This window comes from Clostridium sp. AF19-22AC (assembly GCF_003479085.1).
GTDB lineage: Bacteria > Bacillota > Clostridia > Lachnospirales > Lachnospiraceae > Faecalicatena_A > Faecalicatena_A orotica.
In genome coordinates, this window is the sequence record NZ_QUGN01000020.1 from 20630 (window position 1) to 40630 (window position 20001).

Annotated in this window: 17 protein-coding genes; 16 read left to right on the plus strand and 1 reads right to left on the minus strand. The window is 45.6% G+C overall.

Going from position 1 to position 20001, the window contains the following annotated elements; all coding sequences use genetic code 11:
• Positions 1-4: 4 nt before the first annotated feature.
• From DWX43_RS19520 to DWX43_RS19550, 7 genes are all read left to right on the plus strand, one after another.
• Entirely contained in the window at positions 5-1549 is a 1545-nt protein-coding gene (locus DWX43_RS19520) for an alpha-L-arabinofuranosidase C-terminal domain-containing protein (protein WP_118621539.1), read from the plus strand.
• Positions 1542-2921, plus strand: a complete 1380-nt coding sequence (locus DWX43_RS19525) for a carboxylesterase family protein (RefSeq protein WP_118621540.1) — start codon at positions 1542-1544, stop codon at positions 2919-2921. Before DWX43_RS19520 ends, DWX43_RS19525 begins: the two co-directional genes overlap by 8 nt.
• 5 nt (positions 2922-2926) lie before the next feature.
• The gene (locus tag DWX43_RS19530; RefSeq protein ID WP_182440770.1) at positions 2927-3769 is read left to right on the plus strand and encodes an alpha/beta hydrolase; all 843 of its coding nucleotides are present in this window, start codon (positions 2927-2929) and stop codon (positions 3767-3769) included.
• 13 nt (positions 3770-3782) lie between these two features.
• Positions 3783-5903, plus strand: coding sequence for a glycoside hydrolase family 3 C-terminal domain-containing protein (locus tag DWX43_RS19535; protein ID WP_118621542.1), 2121 nt, complete (start codon positions 3783-3785; stop codon positions 5901-5903).
• A gap of 377 nt (positions 5904-6280) precedes the next feature.
• A complete protein-coding gene (locus DWX43_RS19540; RefSeq protein ID WP_109731266.1) occupies positions 6281-7003 on the plus strand; it encodes an ABC transporter ATP-binding protein in 723 nt (240 codons plus the stop codon).
• The gene (locus DWX43_RS19545; RefSeq protein WP_118621543.1) at positions 6990-8495 is read left to right on the plus strand and encodes a hypothetical protein; all 1506 of its coding nucleotides are present in this window, start codon (positions 6990-6992) and stop codon (positions 8493-8495) included. The genes DWX43_RS19540 and DWX43_RS19545 overlap by 14 nt, the downstream gene beginning before the upstream one ends.
• A complete protein-coding gene (locus DWX43_RS19550; RefSeq protein ID WP_118621544.1) occupies positions 8464-9879 on the plus strand; it encodes an ABC transporter permease in 1416 nt (471 codons plus the stop codon). The genes DWX43_RS19545 and DWX43_RS19550 overlap by 32 nt, the downstream gene beginning before the upstream one ends.
• Positions 9880-9911: 32 nt before the next feature.
• Here the strand turns inward: DWX43_RS19550 and DWX43_RS19555 are convergent, their stop codons facing one another.
• Positions 9912-10178, minus strand: coding sequence for a hypothetical protein (locus DWX43_RS19555; RefSeq protein WP_118621545.1), 267 nt, complete (start codon positions 10176-10178; stop codon positions 9912-9914).
• Positions 10179-10310: 132 nt separating this feature from the next.
• Between DWX43_RS19555 and DWX43_RS19560 the strand changes: the two genes are divergently transcribed.
• The 9 genes from DWX43_RS19560 to DWX43_RS19600 all read left to right on the plus strand — a co-directional run bounded on the left by DWX43_RS19560 (position 10311) and on the right by DWX43_RS19600 (position 19881).
• The gene (locus tag DWX43_RS19560; RefSeq protein WP_118621546.1) at positions 10311-10700 is read left to right on the plus strand and encodes an Rrf2 family transcriptional regulator; all 390 of its coding nucleotides are present in this window, start codon (positions 10311-10313) and stop codon (positions 10698-10700) included.
• A gap of 99 nt (positions 10701-10799) precedes the next feature.
• Positions 10800-12683, plus strand: coding sequence for an anaerobic carbon-monoxide dehydrogenase catalytic subunit (gene cooS, locus DWX43_RS19565; protein ID WP_118621547.1), 1884 nt, complete (start codon positions 10800-10802; stop codon positions 12681-12683).
• 15 nt (positions 12684-12698) lie between these two features.
• Complete coding sequence (locus tag DWX43_RS19570) at positions 12699-13145, plus strand: 4Fe-4S dicluster domain-containing protein (RefSeq protein WP_109731260.1); 447 nt, start codon at positions 12699-12701, stop codon at positions 13143-13145.
• Positions 13146-13149: 4 nt separating this feature from the next.
• Positions 13150-14373, plus strand: a complete 1224-nt coding sequence (locus DWX43_RS19575; protein WP_118621548.1) for an FAD-dependent oxidoreductase — start codon at positions 13150-13152, stop codon at positions 14371-14373.
• 134 nt (positions 14374-14507) lie between these two features.
• Positions 14508-14669, plus strand: coding sequence for a rubredoxin (gene rd, locus DWX43_RS19580; protein ID WP_109731258.1), 162 nt, complete (start codon positions 14508-14510; stop codon positions 14667-14669).
• Between the two features lie 115 nt (positions 14670-14784).
• Positions 14785-15459: a response regulator transcription factor gene (locus DWX43_RS19585; RefSeq protein ID WP_118621549.1), complete on the plus strand. Its 675-nt coding sequence runs from the start codon at positions 14785-14787 to the stop codon at positions 15457-15459.
• Positions 15460-15475: 16 nt separating this feature from the next.
• A complete protein-coding gene (locus DWX43_RS19590; protein WP_109731256.1) occupies positions 15476-16336 on the plus strand; it encodes a HAMP domain-containing sensor histidine kinase in 861 nt (286 codons plus the stop codon).
• A gap of 232 nt (positions 16337-16568) precedes the next feature.
• Positions 16569-17345, plus strand: a complete 777-nt coding sequence (locus tag DWX43_RS19595) for an ABC transporter ATP-binding protein (RefSeq protein WP_118621550.1) — start codon at positions 16569-16571, stop codon at positions 17343-17345.
• On the plus strand, positions 17338-19881 hold the full coding sequence (locus DWX43_RS19600; protein WP_182440771.1) for an ABC transporter permease: 2544 nt from the start codon (positions 17338-17340) through the stop codon (positions 19879-19881). Before DWX43_RS19595 ends, DWX43_RS19600 begins: the two co-directional genes overlap by 8 nt.
• The last annotated feature ends 120 nt before the right edge of the window (positions 19882-20001 follow it).

Sequence of the window (20001 nt, forward strand, 5' to 3'; positions counted from 1 at the left end):
TAGTATGACAAAGAATGCGAAATTGACAATATATGCGGACCACACAAGAAATAAGATTAGCAAACATATCTTCGGGCATTTTATGGAGCATGCAGCAGATGTTATTTACGGGAGTGTGTATGACCCGGACAGCCCGATGGCAGATGAGGATGGATTCCGAAAGGATGTGATTCAGGCGCTGAGGGATGTGCATGTTCCGATGCTGAGATATCCGGGAGGAAATTTTGTTTCTAATTATCATTGGGAAGATGGAATCGGCAAAAAAGAACAAAGACCGAAGAAATTCGATTATGCATGGGTTGCAGAAGATGATAACCGGATGGGGACAGTAGAGTTTATCAAACTCTGTGAAAAAACAGGAGCCGAACCATATTTATGTGTGAATATGGGAAGCGGAACTGCCGAAGAAGCGATGAACTGGGTGGAATTTTGTAATGGTACAGGGGATACGAAGTATGCAAATATGAGAAAAAGTCTTGGGTACGAGAAGCCGTTCCATGTAAAATACTGGGGATTAGGAAATGAGCTGTATGGAGACTGGCAGTTTGGTTCAATGAATGCACAGGATTATGCAAAGAAGGCGCTGAATTTTGCGAAAGCAATGAAATGGACAGATCCTTCTATCAAATTAGTTGCCTGTGGGTATGATCTGGGGAGTGACTGGAATTATGAAGTTGCACGTGTTTTAAAACCGCTCATCGACCATGTGGCGATCCATCATTATTCGATTGGTTACGGCATTTTTACAGATGAAGATTATAATCAGTGTATGTATATTCCAGATTATATTACAAAGCTCACAGAGGTTGCCCGGGCATCTATCGTATCAGGCACAAATGATGCATTGACGAACATTAAGGTTGCCTGGGACGAATGGAATACCTATGCGTGGGATTTCGAGAAAGACGCGGATGATACCAGATTTACCCTTAAAAATGCGATTTTGACGGCAGGGATTTTGCATTCATTTATCAGAAGCAGTGATATTGTAGAAATTGCAAGTTACTCACCGTTCGTAAATGTGTGCGGAGCCATTTCCGTTAAGAAGGACCATGTTTTGAGACGAGCACAGTATTCTGTGTTTGAGCTGTTATCAAAAGTATTCGCGGCATGTGACTGTTATGTAGAAACCCGTATGGAAAGTGAGCAGTTTGAACTTCCAGAAGTAATTGATTATTCGAACCGGATGGCTGAAGCGAAATTCGCACTTGACGCGAAGAGTGAAAAACGTATGGTAAAGACCAGCTATATCGACTGCGTGGCGGCAATGAATGAGGATGGTACGAAAATGGCGGTATCTCTCATTAATAAAAATTTAGACAAAGATTATGAGGTGGAATTATCCGTGCCAGACAGTAATGCCGCGTGGGATCAGGCCTTATGTTATCAGATTTATCACCCGGATTTCAATGCATCCAATACGTCAAAAGAACCGGAAAATGTTATTGCAAAAGAGGTAAAGGATATATTGAAGGCTGGAAAAATACATTTGGACAGACATTCCATCACCGTATTTACAGTCGATCTGGAGAACAAGGACAATGATTAAAATCACAAAAATTAAAAACGGTTATGTCAGGGGATCTGCGGCAGCAGATCCCAGAATTATATCTTTTAAAGGCATTCCATATGCCTGTCCCCCAGTCGGAGAAAATCGGTGGCGGGCGCCCAAACCTTGTAAGAACTGGGATGGTATCAAAGAGTGTCTTGAATTTTCACCAATACCAATGCAGAGTATCCCCGGCTTAAATAAGGAAAATATCTATACGAGAGAATGGAATGTAGATAGTGAAATTCCCATGAGCGAAGATTGTTTATATTTAAATGTGTGGACTCCGGCTTCTTCCCGGGAAGATAAACTTCCAGTGTTTTTCTGGATACACGGGGGAGCGCTCCAGTGGGGGAACAGCGCAGAGATGGAATTTGACGGAGAGCGTCTGGCGCGCAGGGGCATAGTTGTAGTTACCATTCAATACCGTTTAAATGTATTCGGATTTTTTGCACACCCTGATATGATGGGAGAAAATGTGGCCGGAGAATTAAATATTGGAAATCTGGACCAGCAGGCCGCCCTAAAATGGACAAAGGAAAATATCCAGGCTTTTGGGGGAGATCCGGACTGTATAACAATCGGGGGACAGTCTGCGGGCGGAGGAAGTGTCCTCACCCAGTTGAACTGTCAGGAAAATAAAGACTGCATCAAGGGGGCAATTGTTTCCAGCGGGATATTCGGAGATCCATTTCACGACGAGTTCTCGGTTACTCTGGAAGAAGCAGAAGAAAACAGCATCAGGTTTTTAGAATTTCTCGGAGTTTCTTCCGTGGACGAAGCAAGAAAACTTCCGGCAGAGTATATAAGAGATAAAAATGATCAATATGGAAAATTCTGGGTGACTGTGACAGACGGGAAGTTTCAAACGGATACATGGCGCCACAATATCCCAAGACATAGTTTCCTCGATGTTCCGGTTCTTTTAGGATGGACGAATCATGAATTTTTGAGAGGGACGGTGAATTCTATAGAAACAGGTTCCAGAATGTTCTGTTCCATAGAGCATGACGAAGGGTATACATATCCCCAATATGTCTATGAATTTGGGGCTGAAATTCCGGGGGAAGATGATCCCGGGGCGTTTCACTCATCGGATTTATGGTTCTTTTTTGAGACACTGGCAAAATGCTGGAGACCGTTTGTTGGAAAACACTATGATCTCGCAAGACAGATGTGTAACTATTGGGTGAACTTTATTAAGACCGGAGATCCAAATGGAGAGGACAGTACAGGGGTGCCGATGGAAACATGGCATCCATTTGATCAGGCCGCTTCAAATATCATGCATTTTTATGATATGCCAGAAGAAAAAAAGAAACCAGAAACAGAAATACAAAAGAATTATATCGATTATTTAAAGAGAGTATGATAAAGATGACAGAAACGAAAAAAAATCCATATGAATATTTGTGTCATATTACACGGGTTAATTTCTACAAGCGCGGCTTAAATTATATGTCTGGTGTATATTATGCAGACGGGCACCCGAGGCAGTATATGGAGTGTTTTTATAAGGAAGGCTGTACAGACATGCCAGTTATCATTTGGATACATGGCGGAGCATGGGATGATGAATTTCTTACAGCATCCTACCGGCCGGAGGAAACACTTGCAAAATTGGCGGAGGCAGGTTTTTTCATTGCATGTCTGGAATACCGCCTTACCAGACATGCTGTTCTGCCGGCGTGTCTGGAAGACTGCCAGATGGCAGTCCGGTTCCTGAGGGAACATGCAGAAAAATATCATATCAACCCAGAAAAAATCGGACTTTGGGGTGAATCAGCAGGGGCGCACATTGCGTGTATGGTTGGGAGTGATTACAGTGGCTGCAAAATGCAGCCGGTACAGTGTGTTGTTTCTTTTTACTGCCCGTCAAATTTAAATACATTAGTGGAAGATATGAACCATGAGCCTGGATTTGTTGTGAATGTACTGCCGTCCCCCAAATTGGAGGAAGAAGAGATAACAAAGATTCTAAAAGAGATGAGCCCGGTCAGCTATGCGCATAAACAAGGTCTGCCTCCAATGCTTTTGTTCCACGGAGCGTGTGATGAGGTTGTTTCATGTAATCAATCTATAGAATATGCGGGCAGATTGAGAAATGCCGGGAATGAGGCAAAACTGGTCATTGTCCCGGGGCAGGGGCACGGATTTTTTTCGGGAAGTAAATACTATGATCATGTGATAGATTTTTTTAACCAAAATTTGTCTGAATAAACGGAGGTTGTATATGAATAGAAATGAAGCAAGAAAGAGGGCGCAAGAGTTAGTTGCCCAGATGACGGTGGAGGAAAGGGCTTCTCAGTTAAAATTTGACGCTGATGCAGTCCCACGCCTGAATATACCGGCATATAACTGGTGGAATGAAGCACTGCACGGAGTTGCAAGGGCGGGGACTGCCACTGTCTTTCCACAGGCGATCGCTCTGGCGGCAGCATTTGATACAAATATGATGGAAGAAATCGGAGACGCAGTTGCTGTTGAGGGACGTGCAAAATATAATGAAAATTTAAAGCAGGGTGACAGAGATATCTATAAAGGGCTTACATTTTGGGCGCCAAATGTGAATATATTCCGTGACCCCAGGTGGGGAAGGGGACATGAGACATACGGGGAGGACCCATACCTTACATCCCGTCTCGCAGTCCGTTTTATTAAGGGCCTGCAGGGGAATGGTGAATATTTAAAGACAGCAGCGTGTGCAAAACATTTTGCAGTTCATTCAGGCCCGGAAGAAAAGAGACATTTTTTTAATGCTGTTGCTTCCGAAAAGGATATGGAGGAGACCTATCTTCCGGCCTTTGAAGCTTGTGTAAAGGAAGCTGATGTGGAAGCAGTGATGGGTGCATATAACCGTACAAACGGAGAACCGTGCTGTGCAAGCGAAACATTAATGAAACACTACCTCAGGGGAAAATGGGGATTTCAAGGGCATTATGTTTCTGACTGTTGGGCAATCCGCGATTTCCATGAGAACCATAAGGTGACAGAACGCCCGGAACTGTCAGTTAAAATGGCGCTTGAGGCAGGATGTGACCTGAATTGCGGATGTACCTACCAGAAAATATTAAATGCATATCAGGAAGGGATTATAGATGAAAAGTACATTACAGAGTCTTGTGTGAGATTGTTTACAACCCGTTTTTTACTGGGCATGTTTGATAAGACAGAAATGGATGATATCTCTTATTTGGAAGTTGAGTGTGACAAACATATCCGGCTCTCTGTAACAGCAGCGCAGAAAAGTATGGTATTACTGAAGAACAACGGTATTCTGCCATTAAAAACGACGGATATTCATACAATTGGCGTGATCGGGCCGAATGCGGACAGCAGAAAAGCCCTGATTGGAAATTATCATGGAACATCTTCAGAGTATATCACTGTCCTTGAAGGAATTCGGCAGGCGGCAGGAGAGGATGTGCGCATTTTATATTCAGAAGGATGTCATTTGTGGAAGGATACGGTCGAGCACCTTGCAGATCCAAAGCAGCCTGACCGGCTTGCAGAAGCATTGACAGTCGCCGGGTATGCAGACGTAGTGATCCTTGTTGTCGGGTTAGATGAGACTCTGGAAGGGGAAGAAGGAGATACCGGAAATTCGGATGCGTCAGGGGATAAGCGGGATTTAAGTTTTCCTCCGTCCCAGAGAAAACTTATGGATGAAGTGTTAAAATGTGGGAAACCCGTTATCGTGCTTAATATGACGGGAAGTGCAATGGATTTAAGAACAGCAGACAAGAATGCAGATGCAATTCTCCAAGTGTGGTATCCGGGCGCAAGAGGAGGAAAAGCGGTGGCAGATATCCTGTTTGGAAAAGTATCTCCTTCCGGGAAATTGCCGGTAACTTTTTACAATGATATAGAAGATCTCCCGGATTTTGAAGATTATTCTATGGCGGGCAGGACATACAGATATTATAAAGGAGATGTATTATACCCATTTGGCTATGGACTGACTTACGGAAAATGTGCAGTTAAAAGTGTGGCTGTGGAAGTAAAAAAATCTGTGGAAGGTGTTTTTGACGGAGCAGAAATATTGGCGGAAGTTGAGAATAAAGGTGACGTGCCGACAGACGAAGTGCTGCAGGTTTACGTGAAAGATACATACACAGAGTTTGTTCCCCCGTCTGCTTCGCTGGTAGCATTTTCGAGAATTCATCTGGATGCAGGGGAAAAGAAAACAATCCGTGTCAGAGTTGACAGAAAAGCATTCACCAGTGTGGATGAAAATGGAAATAGAGCACTGTATGGCAGTAAATTTGAGTTATATGCAGGATTTTCCCAGCCGGATAAAAAAAGTGAAAAACTGACAGGATATTCCTGTAAGAAAGCTTTAATCACACTATAGACAGAAATTAAGCCCGGAAACAGGTATGGTTCCAGGCTTATTTTTTATGGTGGGAAAGGAGCTAAAAAAGGTGAGGAGATTAGCTCCTTCATTAAGTAAACTACTGAAAGAGAAAAAACTTACGGAATATTATAAAATATTATGCCTGACTGACAGATAATTTCAGCAGTATAAAGATTGTTGTAAAAATTAAGGAAATCTTAATAAATTACACAGTTAAATATTCTAATTACATAAGTATGATGTTAAAATAGAGTATACTTATCAGCCTGCTGATGTTAATTGGGCATATATGCGGGGCGTGCTGTCAGACATGCCCTGCATGCACGTCTGCAGCCGGGCATTGGGTATACGGCACAATATGAAGGAGGGACACCGTGAATAAGGTCATTGAGGTAAAGAACTTGTATAAGCTGTACAAGGTTGGCGATTCGGTGGTGCGGGCGCTCAATGGAGTCGACTTTGAGATAAATGAAGGAGAATTCTGTGCAATTGTCGGAACATCCGGTTCGGGAAAATCGACACTTCTAAATATGCTCGCGGGTCTGGAGAAGCCGACAAGAGGTGAGGTAATTATAAACAATGAGCACATGGAGCATTTAAACGAAGACGGACTGGTCAGGTTCAGGAGAGAGAATATCGGATTTATCTTTCAGTCGTTTAACCTGATTGGAACGATGAATGCACTGGAGAATGTGGCGCTTCCGTTAAGTTTCCGGGGAGAAGCAAAGAGCAGCCGCCTGAAAAAGGCCAACCGGATGCTTGACCTGGTCAGCCTGAAAAAGCATAAGAAGCATCTGCCGAACCAGATGTCAGGAGGACAGCAGCAGAGAGTTGGCGTGGCAAGGGCACTTGTCGTAGATCCTAAGATTATATTTGCGGATGAGCCGACCGGGAATCTGGATTCACATACGTCAGAAGAAGTGATGGAACTGATGCAGAAAGTCGTGCGTGAGCAGAAGAAGACACTTGTCATGGTTACCCATGATAATCATCTGGCTACATATGCAGACCGTATATTCCATATTATAGACGGGAAAATCGTAAAAATAGAAGATAACCATGAAAAGAGGGAGGAAAAGGAACATGAGACCATTTAAAAAAATTGCGGGGATCGCAATGAGCCTTGCTTTGACAGCAGCTATGATACTGCCGGCGGGGGTACGTGCAGAGGATACGGTGGAGCCGATACCGGATATCAAAATATCGGTATCAGAAGGACAGGATGCACCGTCATATCAGGCAGGGGATTCCGAACAGGAATTGAAGATTACTTTAGAGAATACCGGAAAAGCAGATGCTAAAAATGTAAAGATAATCCCAGTATTGAACGATGCCTCAGAATGGCCGTTTAATATTGAAAATATGACGAATGAAGTCACGGTTGGCGATATAGCTTCCGGGCAGAGTGCAGAGGCTGTTTGGGATAAATTAACAGTACGTTCGGATGTAGGAAATAATACGGTGAGACTGTTTTTTAAGATTACCTGTGATGACGGGATTCAGAATCAGTTCCAGACGAATAAATATGTATTTGTAAGGACAAAAGAAAAGCCGAAGGAAGAAAAACCTGAGGAGCCAAAGCCGGAAGAAAACGGGGAACCGGAAGGCGGAGAAGCCGGTTTTTCAAACAGTGACCCTGTCGTTTCAGGCGGCGGGGGCGGTTCAGAATCCGGTAAGGATGCCGTACCGAGGGTCATTGTCACTGGATTCAATACAGATCCGGGGGCAGTGAATGCAGGCAGCGACTTTAAGCTGATTATCCATTTGAAGAATACTTCTACAAAAACGGCGGTTTCCAACATGCTGTTTGATCTGCAGGCACCGTCATCAGGGACCGAAGCAGCAGCGGAGGCACCGGCATTCCTGCCGTCATCAGGATCCAGCTCTATTTATCTGGACTACATCCCGGCAGGCGGGACACAGGATATCTCCATTGCGTTGAATGCAAGGGCGGATTTGGTTCAGAAGCCATACAGTATTGCAATGACGATGAAATATGAAGACAGCAATGCTACACAATATGAGAGTTCTTCAAGTCTGGCGATTCCTGTGAAACAGGCGGCAAGATTTGAATTCAGCGAACTCGAGATTGCACCTGAGGCAGTAGCGGTAGGCGAGGAGGCTAATATTACATGCAGCCTTTATAATACAGGCCGTATTAAATTATACAATGTAAAAGCAAAATTCCAGGGGGATGGAATCGAAGGTAAAGATGTCTTTGTCGGAAATGTGGATTCAGGTGCGACAGGTTCTATCGACGGAATCGTTACAGCTACACAGGAGATGGCGCCGGACCAGAAGTGTAAGATGATTGTCTCATACGAAGATGAATCTGGAAAAGCATCAACAGTAGAGAAGGAATTTTCACTGACGATCACACCGGAGCAGGCACCGATGGATATGTCGCAGATGGTTGATATGCCGGCTGAAAAAGGATTTCCGGTTTTACCGGTTGTAATCGGAGCAGTTGTAGTTGTGGCAGCGATTGTCATCTTGATTATCGTACTCAAGAGAAGAAAGAAAAAGAAGGAGTCTGTAGAAGAGGAGGACTTGTTGGATGAGGTGGATCGATTTACTGAGGATGAGTAGTGGCAACCTCAGGCGAAGAAAGCTTAGAACTTTTCTCACCATCCTGGGAGTCGTTATCGGAACAGCATCCATTGTGGTCATGATTTCTCTGGGGCTTGGAATGCAGGAGTCCATGTACCGTGAAGTCGAGCAGTCCGGCGGAATTACGAACCTGACAGTCACGGGAAAGCAGACAGAAGGTTCCATGTATTATATGTCTTCCGGTGATTCCGACCAGCAGGAGCCAAGTAAGTATATTACGGATGATGTCATTAACCAGCTAAAGCAGCTGGAGCATGTAAAGAGTGCAAATCCAATTCTGGATGTCAGCGCGATTGCATTAAAAGGCAAGTACATGGGATATCTGCAGCTGCGTGGGATGACGCCGGAAGCACTTAAGGAGCAGAATATAAAACTGGCTGCCGGAGGAAGGCTTCCAGACCCTGATAGTGCCAATCTGGAACTTGTTTTTGGAAACGGCGTTCTTACCAGTTTCTATGAGAAGACAACCGGTAAGGGATACTGGGAAACCGGGGAGATACCGGATGTGGATCTGGCACATGACCAGATGTTTCTGATTCTGGACCAGGATGGCTATTTTCAAACACAGAATCAGGGTGCCGGGATGTCGGCAGGGGGCGGTGAAGGAGGAGCGAATCAGACACCGGTTAAACCGCCGAAAAAATATGTTGTCCAGTCCAGCGGAGTAGTGGAAGGGGATATCGATACTTATAATGCTAATTTTTACTATGTTTACTGTGACATAGATAAATTAGAGGAACTGCTGAAGAAAGAGTTCCGCGGCAGAGTAATTCCCGGACAGCCCAGCACGAAGTCAGGCAAGCCGTATAAACAGTTTGTATACAGTTCTGCAAGCGTGCAGGCGGAAAATCTGGACGATGTGGATGAACTGTCCGCTACGATCAGAAATATGGGATATCAGGTTACAACGAATGCAGAATATATGGAGAGCATGAAAAAGCAGTTTGCAATGATTCAGGCTGTTCTCGGGGGAATCGGGGCGGTATCTCTCTTCGTAGCTGCAATCGGTATTGCAAATACAATGATGATGTCGATATATGAACGTACAAAGGAGATCGGTGTTATTAAAGTATTGGGATGCGGTCTGAAGAATATTAAACAGATGTTTCTTATGGAGGCGGCATTTATCGGGTTTATAGGAGGTGTAGTGGGGAATATCCTAAGCTTCCTGCTGTCCTTCATTATCAACTTCCTGACGCAGAGCGGCAATGCGATGGGAATTGACGGAAATATTTCCTATATCCCGCCGTGGCTTGTGCTTGCCTCGATGGCATTCGCGGTGTTTGTGGGAATGGCAGCCGGGTATTTCCCGGCGCTGAGGGCGATGAGACTGAGCCCGCTTGCAGCCATACATAACGAGTAATAGAAAAGAAGAGTAAGGGCGGTTTTGTTCCCTTACTCTTCTTCTATAATCTGGATTTCAAGGTAATCGAAATCGATGGAATCTACAAAATTATCCTGGTAAAATCTTGCTTTGGCATGTTTCTTGAAGTCATTTATTGTCTTATCGAGCCAGATTGGTTTGCTCAGATCAAATTCATAGCAGATTGCATCAAGTGCATGAAATACTTTGTGTGTGCGTGTGTCGTCCGTGTCATCACAGATGACCGTATCACGCAGCATTCTGTTGTCTTTAAATTCTTTACCCCATAAACGGAACATAATTCGACCTCTTTCTTGGATTGGATAGTTACCAGTATATCATTCTTCGAAAAGCTTGTAAATGTTCATATTTAAAGTTGACAAAAAAAGTCCAGTATGCTAAAATTTTAACAAAAGATGAGAGGTGCTTTCATGCTTTTAACAAGAGAGAATGATTATGCGATTCGTATGCTTCGTTCCATGAGAGATGGGGAAAAGCATACGGTAAAAGAGATATGTCAGGCGGAAGAGATTCCGGAGGCGTTTGCTTATAAGATATTGAAGAAGCTTAGGAGAGCCGGCCTGATTGAGGTTGGGCGGGGTGCTTCGGGCGGGTGCCGGCTGAGTCAGCCGCTTGAGGAACTGAATCTGTATGATGTGGTGACAGCAGTCGATGAGGAGCCTCTGATTATGCCATGCCTCAGAGAAAACTGCAGCAGGAATTCCGGTGGCAGCAGGTGCAGGGTACATACGGAGCTCGCAAAGATACAGGGCGTATTGATGAAGGAATTAAGGGCACGGAAACTGTCAGACCTTTTTTAAGCTGCAGAGATGATTTAAGGAAATAATCCCTCTTTTTCGGAGGGAAAATTTTATAAAACAAAGTGGACTAAAATTATCAAGTATTGAGGAGGTACAACTATGAATCAATGTTATGGATGCACTACATGTAAGAGCGCTGATAAGCCATTAGAAGGCTTTATTGCCGGACTGCCGATGGAGACGTCCCACCATCGTGTGGAAGGACAGAGCACGAAATGTGCATTTGGGCTTCAGGGAGTCTGCTGCAGGCTCTGTGCTAACGGGCCGTGCCGCATCACACCGGAGGCCCCGAGAGGAATCTGCGGGGCAGATGCTGACACAATCGTAGCCAGAAACTTTCTGCGGGCTGTCGCTTCCGGTTCAGGGTGTTACATACATGTCGTTGAAAATACGGCACTGAATGTTAAGAACGTTGCAAAGTCAAAAGGTGAAATCAAAGGACCGGATACCCTGAACAGGCTGGCCGCGATTTTTGGCATTGAGGAAGAGGACATCCACAGGAGGGCCGAGGCGGTTGCAGACGCAGTGCTGAAAGACCTTTACCTCCCTGAATATGAGAAGATGCAGCTCACGGAAAAAATGGCATATGCTCCGCGTTATAAGAAATGGAAAGAACTCGGAATTCTCCCGGGTGGTGCGAAGTCGGAAGTGTTCCACGGAGTTGTAAAATGTTCTACAAATTTGAACTCAGATCCGGTCAATATGCTGCTGGACTGTTTAAAACTGGGGATTTCCACAGGAATTTACGGACTGGTACTGACGAATCTTCTCAACGACGTAGTGCTTGGGGAGCCGGAGATCCGTTTTGCACCGGTTGGACTGCGGGTCATTGATCCGGATTATATTAATATTATGATTACGGGACACCAGCATTCGATGTTCACCTTCCTGCAGGACCGTCTGACGGATGAGGATGTTGTAAAGAAGGCAGAAAAGGCCGGGGCGAAAGGCTTCAAGCTGGTCGGGTGTACCTGTGTAGGACAGGATCTGCAGCTGCGCGGCGCCCATTATGAGGATATCTTTGATGGTCATGCAGGCAATAACTATACAAGTGAAGCGATACTGGCAACGGGTGGGATTGATGCTGTTATCTCGGAATTTAACTGTACACTGCCGGGGATCGAACCAATCTGCGATGAATTAAAGATTAAGCAGATATGTATTGACAATGTGGCGAAAAAGGCAAATGCAGAGCTGAAGGAATTTGATTTTGAGAACCGTCCCGCTGTGACAGAGGAGATTATTGATGAGGTGGTTGCGGCTTACAGTGCACGCAGAGGCAGCGTACCGATGAACCTGATGAAAGAGCACGGTTATGATAACACGCTGACAGGTGTCAGTGAAATCTCCCTTAAGAAATTCCTTGGCGGAAGCTGGAAACCGTTGATCGACCTGATTGTATCAGGGGATATAAAGGGTGTTGCCGGCGTGGTTGGGTGTTCTAACCTGACTGCAGGCGGGCACGATGTACTGACGGTAGACCTCGTGAAGGAGCTGATTGCGAAGGATATCATTGTCCTGACGGCCGGATGTTCTTCAGGGGGAATTGAGAACTGCGGACTTATGACACCGGAAGCGGCAAAATATGCAGGGCCTAAGCTGAGGGCTGTCTGTGAGAGCCTTGGCATCCCGCCTGTATTGAACTTTGGACCATGTCTTGCAATCGGCCGCCTTGAGATCGTAGCAACTGAACTGGCAGAAGAACTAGGCGTGGACCTTCCGCAGCTGCCGCTTGTACTTTCTGCGGCACAATGGCTGGAAGAGCAGGCGCTGGCTGACGGGTGCTACGGACTATCACTCGGGCTTCCACTGCACCTTGGGCTGCCGCCATTCATGACTGGAAGTAAGGTGGCTGTAAAAGTGCTGACAGAGGATATGAAAGAGCTGACCGGGGGACAGGTGATTATTAACCCGGATGCAAAGGAATCTGCGGAGATTCTGGAAGAGATTATTCTGGAAAAACGCCGGGGACTTCAGATTTAGAAAGGGGCGGTAAAAATGAAACGTATCATGATCGATTATGAGAAATGCGACGGCTGTAAGAACTGTTCCGCCGCCTGTATGCAGGCGCACAGGGAAACGCCGGGGACGATATATGATCTGGATTTGACAGACCCTAAAAATGAGTCCCGTAATTTTATCCTAAAGGATGCAGAGGGACACTACAAACCTTTGTTCTGCCGGCACTGTGCTGACCCGGAATGTGTGAAATCATGCATGAGCGGGGCGCTTCGCAAGGATGCGGAAAGCGGACACGTGTTTTATGATGAAACCCGGTGCGGGTCCTGCTTTATGTGTGTGATGAACTGCCCGTTCGGCGTTTTAAAGCCGGATCAGGTGACGAAAAGTAAAGTGATCAAGTGTGATTTCTGCGTAAACGCGGGAGGAGAACCATCCTGTGTAGCTTCCTGTCCGAAAAAAGCGATTTATGTAGAGGAGGTGTAAAAGTATGAAGCATGTGATTATAGGTGCCGGTGTTGCCGGTACAGAAGCCGCGAAGACAATCAGGGGGCTGGACGAAAACGCCGGGATACTGCTGATTTCCGCGGATACACAGATTCATTCCCGCTGTATGCTGCATAAGTTTATCGGGGGGGAGCGCGATGAAAAGAGCCTGAATTTTACGGAAGATGATTTCTTTGAAAAGTATCGTGTTGACTGGAAAAAGGGGGTCCGGGTCGTAGAAGTCTGTCCCGGTGAGAAGGAAATTCATCTGGACACAGGAGAAAAAGTGGGGTATGACAGGCTTTTGATTGCGAATGGCGCGGACAGCTGTATTCCCCCTGTGGGAGATTTAAGAAAGGCTTCCAATGTGTATGGGCTGCGGAATCTTTCCGATGCCCAGGATATTGTAAAGGAAGCAGAAGAGGCAGAAAATGTGCTAATCATCGGTTCCGGACTCGTTGGGCTGGATGCGGCCTACGGACTGCTTGAGAGGGGGAGGAGAGTTACCATTGTAGAAATGGCCCCCCAGATTCTGCCGGTACAGCTCGATGCCCACGGCGCCCAGAGCTATCAGGAACTCTTTGAAAAGGCCGGTGTCCGTTTCCTCCTTGGAAGGCGGGCCAGTGAAGCACAGTGTGGTGAGGACGGCAGGATTCATGAAGTCGTTCTGGACAACGGTGAAAAAGCAGCATGCGATATGATCGTTGTCGCAGCCGGTGTCCGTGCATCAACCGGGTATCTCGAAGGCAGCGGCATCATGTGTGAACGCGGAGTATGCGTGGATTCCTATTTGCAGACAAACCAGCCTGACATCTATGCGGCAGGCGACATCACAGGCCTGTCAGGAATCTGGCCGAATGCAGCCGATCAGGGAAGAGTGGCGGGAAAGAATATGTGCGGTCTAAAAACAGAGTATGCAGACCGCTTTGCCATCAAGAACACGATCAATTTCTTCGGACTTTTAAGCTTATGCGTAGGAAGAATCTGCGAGGAAGAAGGTGATGAAATACAGGTAAGAGAAGATAAAGAGCATTATAAGCGCGTCATCCTAAGAGACGGAAAAGTAGAGGGAATCCTGCTTCAGGGAGATATCTCACATGCCGGGACATGGCAGTACCTGATCAAGAACCACATAGATATACGAGGTACCGGAAAAGATATATTTAAAATCAATTATGCCGACTTCTATCAGGTGGGAGACAGCGGAAAATACGAATGGGCAATTTAAAAGTAACTTAAAATATACCTCTGAATTTGGAAATTTATGCATGACAGAGGTGTGAATAGGGAAAACTAATGTAACTGTTCAGTACAGGACTGTGCATTTACAAGATAACATGAAAGAAATAGGAGGAGTTTGAAATGAAAAGATATGTATGTGAACCATGCGGATATGTATATGACCCGGAGGAGGGCGATCCGGACGGAGGAATCGAGCCGGGAACCGCATTTGAAGATATACCGGATGACTGGGTATGCCCGATCTGCGGACTTGGAAAAGACGTATTTGTAGAGGAAGAGTAGAGAACATTAAGAAAAAGGCTGTGCATTGAAATGTACGGCCTTTTTTGATAAGATGAAAAGGGGTCAGACCCTTTTGCGGTCCGTATTCAGAATTTTCAGATAAAAGGAGCATAATATGACGGATATCTTGATCGTTGAGGATGATTCAGCATTAAATGAGGGAATTGTTTTGGGTCTTGGAAAAACTTCATACCGTTTCACCCAGTGTTACACGCTGCATGAAGCGCGTTCTGCTGTACAGGAGAATGAGTTTGGGCTTGTTATTTTAGATATTAACCTGCCCGACGGGAATGGATATGATTTCCTGAAGGAATACCGCCAGTCGTGCTCACGGCCGGTGCTGATGCTGACGGCGAATGACCTGGAGGTGAATGAGGTGATGGGGTTTGAACTGGGGGCGAACGATTATGTGACCAAGCCGTTCAGCCTTGCAGTTTTGAGAGCGAGGATCGAGAATCTTCTGCGGCTGTCTTTTTCTGATCATGGCAGAGGGCGGTATGAGGATGAGCATCTCTTGCTGGATACGGTAAAAATGGTTTATAAGAGAGACGGACAGAGTCTTGTATTAAGCAGGACGGAGCAGAAGCTTTTGCAGGTCCTTTTGGAGAACCGGGGAAATACCATACCCCGGGATGTTATGATAGATAAGGTATGGACAGACGGAATGGAATATGTGGATGAAAATGCACTTCCGGTTGCAGTCAGCAGGCTTCGCGCAAAGCTGGAAAAGGAACCTGCAAACCCGGAACATATTTTGAACGTATATGGAGTAGGGTATGTCTGGAAATAGAGAGGCGGGAATATAGATGGGGCTGCGGTTTAGGAAAAATACTTATGAAACGCTGAATATGATGCTGGATGAGGCCACTTCAGGAAACTTTCAGGAGTCTGACTATGACGAGAGCGAACTGTCCAAGCTGGAGGTAAAGTGGAAGCGGTTTCTCGGTGCATCTGCACTCAGCAGGCAGAATGTGGAGAAGGAAAAAAAGGCTGTCAAGGAACTGGTTTCAGATATTTCACATCAGGTGAAGACACCGATTTCTAACATCCGGCTCTACGGGGAAATTATTGAGGAAAAACTGGAAGGAGAAGACAAGGAACTGGCAAAAAGACTGATGGCCCAGACAGACCTGTTGGAATCCCTGATTCAGTCCCTTGTCAAGATGTCACGCCTTGAGACGAATATTATACAGGTATCCCCTCAGAAGCAGCCGCTTAAGCCGATGCTGGAAGAACTGGTCCTGCGCGGGAAGGAGAAACAGGTGAAACGGGGAATCCAGATTGTAAAGAAGGGATGGACCGATGAATGTCAGGCCTGTTTCGACAGAAAATGGACATCAGAGGCCGTCTATAACATTCTGGATAATGCGCTGAAATACACAGAAGAGAAAAGCTGTGTGACCGTAGCCATCAGAGAATATCCCATGTTTGTCAGTATCTGCATACAGGATGAGGGACCGGGAATTACGGAGGAAGAGATCCCTAAAATCTTTCAGCGGTTTTACCGTGGAAGTCAGTTTCAGGAGAAGGAAGGCGTGGGGCTCGGCCTGTATCTGGCGCGGGAGATTCTGAAAAAGGAACACGGTTATATCAAAGTAAGCACGACGAACCAGACAGGTGCGTCTTTTGCCGTATATCTGCCGCGTGAAAACTTTCAGAACTGTTAGATTTCGGAAAGAGTCTGGAAAGATTCATATGTTAAAGTCTATTCATAGAAGTGAATAGGCTTTTTATTATTTCATAGGAAAGTACGTCCTATGAAATAATAAACCCTCCGGGGGATGCGCACTGCGGCGTATAAGGTAGATGTCGCGATGCGACCGCCGCAGGCGCGAGTTTCGCAAGCGAAACTCTATTTTAGCGATTTCTAAAATTACATGAATAAAAAGGAGGCAGAATATGAACGGAATATTGAGAACAGAGGAACTCAAGAAATATTATGGATCAGGTGAAAATACAGTAAAAGCATTAGATGGCGTCAGCCTGTCTGTCATGGAAGGAGAATTTGCCGCAGTTGTCGGAACTTCCGGAAGCGGAAAATCAACCCTGCTCCACATGATGGGAGGTCTGGACAGGCCTACATCGGGAAAAGTATATGTGGATGACAAAGACATCTTTTCACTGAAGGATGATGCGTTGTGCATTTTCCGGAGACGAAAGATTGGATTTATCTTTCAGAACTACAATCTGGTACCAGTACTAAATGTGGAAGAAAACATCACACTCCCTATAGAACTGGATGGAAATAAGGTGGATAGAAAATACATCCGTGAGATCGTACAGGTACTCGGTCTGGAACAGAAATTGGACAGCCTGCCGGGACAGCTCTCAGGGGGCCAGCAGCAGAGAGTGGCGATTGCACGGGCACTGGCCGCAAAGCCGGCTATCGTACTCGCGGATGAACCGACAGGAAATCTGGATTCCAATACGAGCCAGGATGTACTGAGCCTGATGAAAGTGACCAGCGACCAGTTCGGACAGACAATCGTCATGATTACCCATAATGAGGAAATCGCACAGATGGCTGACAGGATTATCCGCATAGAAGACGGAAAGGTCAGAAAAGCAGGACAGTTCAGCGATATACCGGATGACCGTATTCCGCAGACAGGCAGGCGCACAACATCCCGGCCGTCAGGGAATAAAGCAGGCAAGGGTGGTGGATACCGTGGCTAGAGTGAAAAATAAAAAGATCATTAGAAAGCTTTCAGCCCGGACACTGGGGGCCCGGAAAAAGAAAAATATCATCAGTGTGCTGGCAATTGCCCTGACTGCCGTCCTGTTTACGACGATCTTTTCCATTGGGGGCAGTATCATGCAAAGCAGTACAGAATCCAGTCTGCGCCAGGTCGGGGGAAGGAGCCATGCAGGGTTCAAAAATTTTACATGGGAAGAATACGAAACACTAAAGGAAGACAGCAAAATCAGAGATTTATCCTACAACATCGTAGTAGGTTTTACTGAAAATCCGGAACTAAATAAAATACAGGGGGAGGTCCGGTATTTCGAAGATCAGGATGCAAAAAACAGTTTTTCTTACCCGACAACAGGAAAGATGCCGGAGAAAATAGATGATATTGCGATGAGCACCATTGTATTGGACGCACTGGAGATCCCGCATAAATTGGGGGAAAAGGTAGAACTTAAGATCAGGGTCCACGATGAAGTAGTAGAACAGACCTTCCGTCTGTGCGGATACTGGGAGGGAGATAAAGCACTTCGTGCACAGGAAATACTGGTATCCCGTCAATACAGCGATAAGACGGCCCCGCTGGAAACGACCCCCTTTTATGAAGCGGAAAATAGCGGGGATTACAGTGGTTACATGAATCCCAATTTTAACTTCAGCAGTTCCTGGGATATCGAAAAACAGATGCTTCAGCTCTGCGAGCGATGCGGATTCGATACGACAAAAGTAGACTATGGTGTGAACTGGGCATATGGATTCTCCTCGGTCGATCCAACAACAGTGATGATGCTTGTAGTAGTTATGGTGTTGATCATGCTGTCAGGCTATCTGATCATTTATAACATCTTCTACTTGAATATTTTTAGTGACATCCGTTTTTACGGCCTGCTAAAAACCATTGGTACGACGGGAAAACAACTGAAAAAACTCGTGCGAAGACAGGCATGGATGCTGTGCTTATTAGGAATTCCCACCGGGCTGCTGCTTGGTTTTCTGACGGGCAGGCTGCTGGCTCCATCGGTACTCAGCCTTTTAACAAATGATGTACAGATCTATTCTGCAAATCCGCTGATATTTATAGGGGCCGCTGTTTTTACAATCGTAACTGTTTATATCAGCTGTATCAAACCATGCCGGATCGCAGCAAAGGTATCACCGGTGGAGGCTGTGAAATATACAGAAAAACAAAAAAAGGGAAAAAAGAAGCGGACAAAAAAAGCATCCCCATTCCATATGGCGATGGCCAATGTTAAACGGAATCCTAAAAAACTGGTTCTTGTCGTTTTATCCCTGTCCCTGAGCCTGATACTCCTGAACAGCGTTTACACGATGGTGAAGGGGTTTGACATGGATAAATACCTGTCTACTTATATGGTTTCAAATTATATGGTTACAGATGCGTCCATGACAAATTTTGGAAGCCAATATACAAATACGGCAGGCGTTACAAAGGAATTTCAGCAGGAACTTGTGAAGCAGGATGGTGTGAAGGACATCGGAAACATATATATCCATACTGAATATCATTCTTTTTTGGATACTGAATGGAATAATATGGAGACCTATATGCAGGAGTACAAAAAATTCTTTTCCAATCAGGATGTCGCCGGCGAAATCCGGCAGATGAGGGAGTCAAAGGCCAGTAACATCGATATATATGGCGTAAATAAGGAAGCAGCAGACAAGATAAATCTGGCAGATGGAAAGCTGGACTGGGAAAAATTTAAGACTGGGAATTATGTGATTGTCAATTCATTTGAATGGGGTGACCACACCAGTTTTGAGCACCCGTATCTGAATATAGGAGATACAGTTATGCTGGAATCCAGCAGCGGAGAAAGTAAAGCTTATGAGGTGCTGGCCGTAGGAGAACTTCCATATGCCCTGCAGTCACAGTGGTACCATTCTGCTATGCCAGTCGCTTACATCATGCCGGATACCGAGTTCATGGCCCGGTATGGGGAGACGCAGCCGATGAAAACGATTTTTGATGCAGAGGAGGGAAAAGGGGCAGAGATTACTTCATGGATGAAGAACTACTGTGAAAAGGTGAATACGGATCTGGACGGGAAAACGAAGGCAGATTACGTGGCAATGTTTGATAATCTGAAAAACGTGTATGCACTGGCCGGAGGATTCTTAAGCTTTATCCTTGCACTGATCGGAATACTGAACTTTGTAAATGTAACAATCACCTCGATTCTTTCACGGAAGAAAGAGCTGGCTACGCTCGAAGCCATCGGTATGACAGGGCAGCAGCAGAAAAAGATGCTGCAGTTTGAGGGGCTGCTGTATGCAGTGCTCACCCTGCTAGTGACCTGTACTGTGGGAATGGCTGTCGGTTATGTGATTGTAAATGCCGTAGCCGGGCAGATGGCAATATTCACATGGCACTTCAGGATCCTGCCGGTTCTGCTATGCACACCGGTACTGCTGCTGATATCTGTCATCGTTCCGATACTAAGCTATAAGGGAGCTGTAAAGAACACAGTCGTAGAAAGACTGAGGATTGCGGAAGATTAAAAGCCCCAAGATTCATATTCTGTTTATGGAGTACAGATATATTTTATACTCTTAAGATTATCTTTAAAAAGAATCATAAATAGTTAATCTGATGCTCACAGTCATGTCACATTTCCTTTG